Source organism: Rhodococcus sp. R1101 (genome assembly GCF_000278445.1).
Taxonomy (GTDB): domain Bacteria; phylum Actinomycetota; class Actinomycetes; order Mycobacteriales; family Mycobacteriaceae; genus Rhodococcus; species Rhodococcus gordoniae.
This window is the reverse complement of sequence record NZ_AJVB01000305.1, coordinates 1-4,527: the sequence shown is the minus strand read 5'-3', so window position 1 is coordinate 4,527 and position 4,527 is coordinate 1. Positions and strand designations below refer to the sequence as shown.

The following is a 4,527-nucleotide window of genomic DNA, read 5'->3' as shown; positions in this document are numbered from 1 at the left end:
AGCAGCAGGCTCACGTTCTGGTGCGGGATGGCGTCGTCGATGACGGCGCGGACGAGGAAGGGCGTCGCGAGGGAGATCACCGACGACGCGACGATGAGCGCGACGACGAGGGCGATCTTCCACCGGTGGGGCGCGAAGAGGGCGCCGATGCGGCGCAGGCTCACCGGGGATTCGCGGAGCTGGTCGAGGTCCTTCTTGTCGAGCTTGCCTCGACGGCCGGGTCTGCCGCCGAGCGTGGGTGGGGGCTGCATCATGTGCGCCACCTCGATTCGTGGTTCGTGACTCGTACTTGTTGAGGTTGCCTCATTGAGTGGCAACCGTCAAGTGAGGTACTGTGGCCACTATGTCGGATTCACCCGTCGCGCTGCGCGATCTTCTCCTCACCACCACGCGTACGCTGCGCCGACGCTGGCACGACCTCCTCCGGCCGTGGGGGTTGTCACCCCACGAGTACCGGGCGCTCGACGTCATCGGACGCGCCGACGACCCCATCCGCCTCGGCGTCGTGGCCAAGGAACTGCGCATCGTCCCCCGCTCGGCCACCGAGGTGGTCGATCGCCTCGAGTCGCGGGGCCTCACCGAGCGGCTCCCCGATCCCGCCGACCGGCGTGCGGTCTGCGTGCGGCTGACGGACGAGGGCCGCAAGGTCCGGGCCGAGCTGGCCTCCGCCCGCGATGCCGACGCCGTCGCGATGCTCGACCGACTCGACGCCGAGGAGCGTGCGCGACTGTCCGAGCTGCTGCACAAACTCGTCGACGACCGGCCGCACTGAATTCTCTCCGGCCCGGGCACTCACATTTCCGTCGTCGACGACGTCTTCTCTACGAGTATGTCCGTGCCCGTGCGTCCGCGCCGATCGAGGAGAGCCCGTGGAGACCATCGACAGCCTGCAGTCTCGCGTCGACGCGTTCGCGTGGCCGGAACTGGCGCAAGAGCTCGACGAGAACGGTTGCGTCCTCACCGGGCCGCTGCTGAGCGACGACGAATGCGCCGAACTCGCCGCCCTGTGGGACGACGACGCCTGCTTCCGCACCACGGTCGACATGAGCCGCTACCGATACGGACACGGCACCTACAAGTACTTCGGCCCACCCGTCCCCGACACCGTCGCGTGCCTGCGTTCGGCGTTCTACCGTCGGCTGCTCGGCGTCGCGCGCTCATGGGCCGAACGCCTCGGCGATCCCGCACCCTGGCCCGACGACTTCGACGACTGGCTCGGCATGTGCCACGCGGCCGGCCAGACCGACCCCACCCCACTGATGCTGCGCTACACCGCCGGCGACTGGAACGCTCTGCATCGCGATCTCTACGGCGACCTCGTGTTCCCACTGCAGGTCGTGATCGGGCTCGACCGAGCGGGCATCGACTACACCGGCGGCGAGTTCCTGCTGGTCGAACAACGGCCCCGCGCGCAGTCGCGAGGCACCGTCACCGTGCTCGAGCGAGGTCACGCCCTGATCTTCACCACCCGCGACCGGCCGATCCGCTCTGCGCGCGGATGGTCGCGGGCGCCGGTCCGGCACGGCGTGAGCACTGTCCGATCGGGCCTGCGTCGCACACTCGGCCTGGTGCTGCACGACGCGGCCTGAGCATCCTCGGTGCTGCCCGACGCGACCTACCCCGTCAGCGTTCGGAGAACCGCCGCGGATCGTCCACGAGCATCGTGGCGATCTGCTCCTCGGTCACGCCCCGGCACCGTCCGCGGCGGGGCACCGATTTCACGAATCGGTGGGGGCCGACTCTTCGAGCGCTTGCCGGTAACGGCGCATGCCGCGCAGCCACCGGTCGTAGTCGGTGCCCTTGTTCCGGTACATCTCGAGGACCTCCGGGTGGGGGAGGATCAGGAAGTGCTCCTCCTCCATCGCGGCGAACACCGTCTCCGCGACGTCCGCGGGTTCGAGAACCGCACCGGCGGTCGTGACGGCCCGGGTGGCGAGTTCACCGAGTGCGTGCCCGGATGCGTCCCCCGAATACAACAGGGGCGTGTTCACCCCCATCGGGCACAGGCAGCTCACCCGTACGCCTTTGTCGCCGTAGGTCACCGACAGCCATTCGGCGAATCCGACGGCCGCGTGCTTGGTGACCGAGTAGGTGGCCGAGCCGATCTGCGTGAGCAGGCCGGCCGCCGAGGCCGTGCTGACGAAATAGCCTTCGCCGCGTTCGACCCATCGGGGTACCAGGAGCCGCGCCGCCCGGATGTGCGCGCGCAGGTTGACGTCGAAGGACTGCTCCCACACCGAGTCCTCGATCTCCAGACCGGGCACACCGGTGACACCCGCGTTCGCGAAGTACAGGTCCACGGGACCGAACTCCGATTCGGCCCGCTCGACGAGCCCGCGGATATGTTCCTCGTCGGAGACGTCCGCCGCCACCGCGACCGCGCTGCCCGGCGTCGCCTCCTCGAGCTTCGCGACGACACGCTGCGCGGCATGTTCGTCGAGGTCGGCGACCACCACTCGCGCGCCCCGCTCGACGAGTCCGGCAGCAATGGCGCCGCCGATTCCGCCGCCCCCTCCGGTCACGACGGCCACTTTTCCTTCGACCTTCACCGGCTGCTACCTCCCCGTCGAGTCGCAGTGCCGCTCGGTGCGGCACAGTTGGTACGGAACCTGTCTACACGTACCGCCCACACGCACGGAGGTCGAACACCCGGGATGGACGAATTGTTCTCCGTCTCCCGGCCGCGGCGCACGATTGCGCCGGGCGCCGTCCACGTGCCCGACTGGCTCGACCCGGACGAACAGCGCGAACTCGTCGAGTTGTGTCGTGAGTGGGCGCGCCCACCGGCGCCGATGCGGCACACACTGCTACCGGGTGGCGGACGGATGTCGGTGAGCACGGTGTGCCTCGGATGGCACTGGTCGCCGTACCGCTCACCCGCACCGCGGTCGACGTCGACGACGCTGCCGTACCGCCGCTTCCCGACCGACTCGTCGAACTCGGACGGCGTGCCGTTGCCGATGCCTACGACGATCCGGCGGCCGGGAACGAGTACGAACCCGATACCGCCCTGATCAATTTCTACGACCGCGACGCCCGGATGGGCATGCATCAGGACAAGGACGAACGGGTCAGCGCGCCGATCGTGTCGCTCAGTTTCGGGGACGCGTGCCTGTTCCGGTTCGGAACCAGCGAGTCGCGCGGCCGGCCGTACACCGATGTGCGTCTCGAATCGGGCGACCTGTTCGTGTTCGGAGGGCCATCGCGGTTCGCCTATCACGGTGTGCCCGTCGTGTACCCCGACACCGGAAGCGCCCGCTGCGGACTCGCCACCGGACGCCTCAACATCACCCTGCGAAGCACGGGACTCGAGTGACGATGCATCCATAATTCCGAACGGTCGGTCTGTGACTTTGTAACCGACTACACTCGACGTAGCGAGTTTCCGGCGAGAAATGCGTCGAATCGGACAATGCTCTCGTTCGGCAACCATCGGTGTCGGGGTCGATCACAGGAGACTGTCATGTCCCGCTTCGGTTGTTCACGTCGCCTCCCGGCGATCGTCGCCGGACTCGCACTCGGAGTGGCAGGCCCTGCCGTCGCTGCCGCCACTGCCGGTGCGGAGACCTTCCGCCCGTGCCCCGAACGGTTCGTCCTCGCGGTCGACGGAACCCGCAACATCGATTCTCCCGATTCGATCGATCCCGATTCACCCCTCGCGAAGATCTCGGCGCGCTATGCGGCACCCGGCACCGTGATCGAGCACATCCGCTATCCCGCCGTCGTGGTGCCGGTGCCCGAATCGGGTTCGAGCGAGGGCTCCGGACGTCTCGCCTACGACGAATCCAAGAGGATCGGCCATCAGCGACTGCGTGAGACGATCACCGTCCGGCACGGCTCGTGCCCCGACAGTGAACTCGTCGTCCTCGGCTACTCGCAGGGCGCCTCGATCGCCGGCGACGTCCTCGCCGAGATCGCGTCCGACGACTCGGTGCCGCCGGATCGCATCAGCGGTGTGCTGTATTCCGATCCGCGAGACACCCGGGGTGTGGAGACCCTGTTTCCCGGTGAGGTCGCACCGGGTATCACGCTCGGCGGCGGCCGCGACGATTTCGGCACGATCGCCGTCGAACGGGTCTGCATCGAGGGCGACGCGGTCTGCGACGGCGTGACCCCGGAGGAGAGCGAAGGATGGTTGCTCGAGAACGTCACCGGCTACCTGAAGCTGCACACCACCTACCCCGACTATCAACCGTGAGGAGAGGGGTGGGCGAACCGGTTGGGTATCGTCGATTCATGAGCGTCGAGTCCCCGGCCACCCATCTTCCTGCTTCCGGCGATGATCCTCTCGCGCTGGAGCGGCAGGTGTGTTTCGCGCTCGCCGTGGCGAACCGCGCCGTGCTCGCGGTCTACCGGCCGATCCTCGACAGGCTCGGCCTGACCCACCCGCAGTATCTGGTGATGCTCGCCCTGTGGGAGGACTCGCCGGTGACGAGCAAGCAGGTCGGGCAGTTGCTCCAGCTCGACTCCCCACCCTCTCGCCGCTGCTCAAGCGGCTCGAGTCGCTGGGTCTGATCACCCGTCGGC

4 protein-coding genes and 3 pseudogenes are annotated in these 4,527 nt (G+C 68.1%); 5 read left to right on the top strand and 2 right to left on the bottom strand.

All coding sequences use genetic code 11. The features are described 5' to 3' along the window. A pseudogene (locus R1101_RS27120) lies at nucleotides 1–254 on the bottom strand (ABC transporter ATP-binding protein); the annotation flags it as partial. Nucleotides 255–343: 89 nt separating this feature from the next. On the opposite strand from R1101_RS27120, the gene R1101_RS0116545 reads away from it, so the two are divergent. Both R1101_RS0116545 and R1101_RS0116540 read left to right on the top strand, forming a co-directional pair. After that, the gene (locus R1101_RS0116545; RefSeq protein ID WP_016934492.1) at nucleotides 344–772 is read left to right on the top strand and encodes a MarR family winged helix-turn-helix transcriptional regulator; all 429 of its coding nucleotides are present in this window, start codon (nucleotides 344–346) and stop codon (nucleotides 770–772) included. Between the two features lie 97 nt (nucleotides 773–869). Then, nucleotides 870–1,589: a 2OG-Fe(II) oxygenase gene (locus tag R1101_RS0116540; RefSeq protein WP_016934491.1), complete on the top strand. Its 720-nt coding sequence runs from the start codon at nucleotides 870–872 to the stop codon at nucleotides 1,587–1,589. Between the two features lie 129 nt (nucleotides 1,590–1,718). Here the strand turns inward: R1101_RS0116540 and R1101_RS0116530 are convergent, their stop codons facing one another. Further along, a complete protein-coding gene (locus tag R1101_RS0116530) occupies nucleotides 1,719–2,549 on the bottom strand; it encodes an SDR family oxidoreductase (RefSeq protein WP_016934489.1) in 831 nt (276 codons plus the stop codon). 105 nt (nucleotides 2,550–2,654) lie between these two features. On the opposite strand from R1101_RS0116530, the pseudogene R1101_RS27115 reads away from it, so the two are divergent. The 3 genes and pseudogenes from R1101_RS27115 to R1101_RS27110 all read left to right on the top strand — a co-directional run. Beyond that, nucleotides 2,655–3,316 (top strand): annotated as a pseudogene (locus tag R1101_RS27115) (alpha-ketoglutarate-dependent dioxygenase AlkB family protein). 147 nt (nucleotides 3,317–3,463) lie between these two features. Further along, entirely contained in the window at nucleotides 3,464–4,198 is a 735-nt protein-coding gene (locus R1101_RS0116520; RefSeq protein WP_016934488.1) for a cutinase family protein, read from the top strand. A 38-nt stretch (nucleotides 4,199–4,236) separates the two neighbouring features. Further along, nucleotides 4,237–4,527 (top strand): annotated as a pseudogene (locus R1101_RS27110) (MarR family winged helix-turn-helix transcriptional regulator); the annotation flags it as partial.

Coding starts and splice junctions, on each gene's coding strand:
- R1101_RS0116545 (WP_016934492.1), top strand. CDS start 344: ATGTCGGATTCACCCGTCGCGCTGCGCGATCTTCTCCTCACCACCACG.
- R1101_RS0116520 (WP_016934488.1), top strand. CDS start 3,464: ATGTCCCGCTTCGGTTGTTCACGTCGCCTCCCGGCGATCGTCGCCGGA.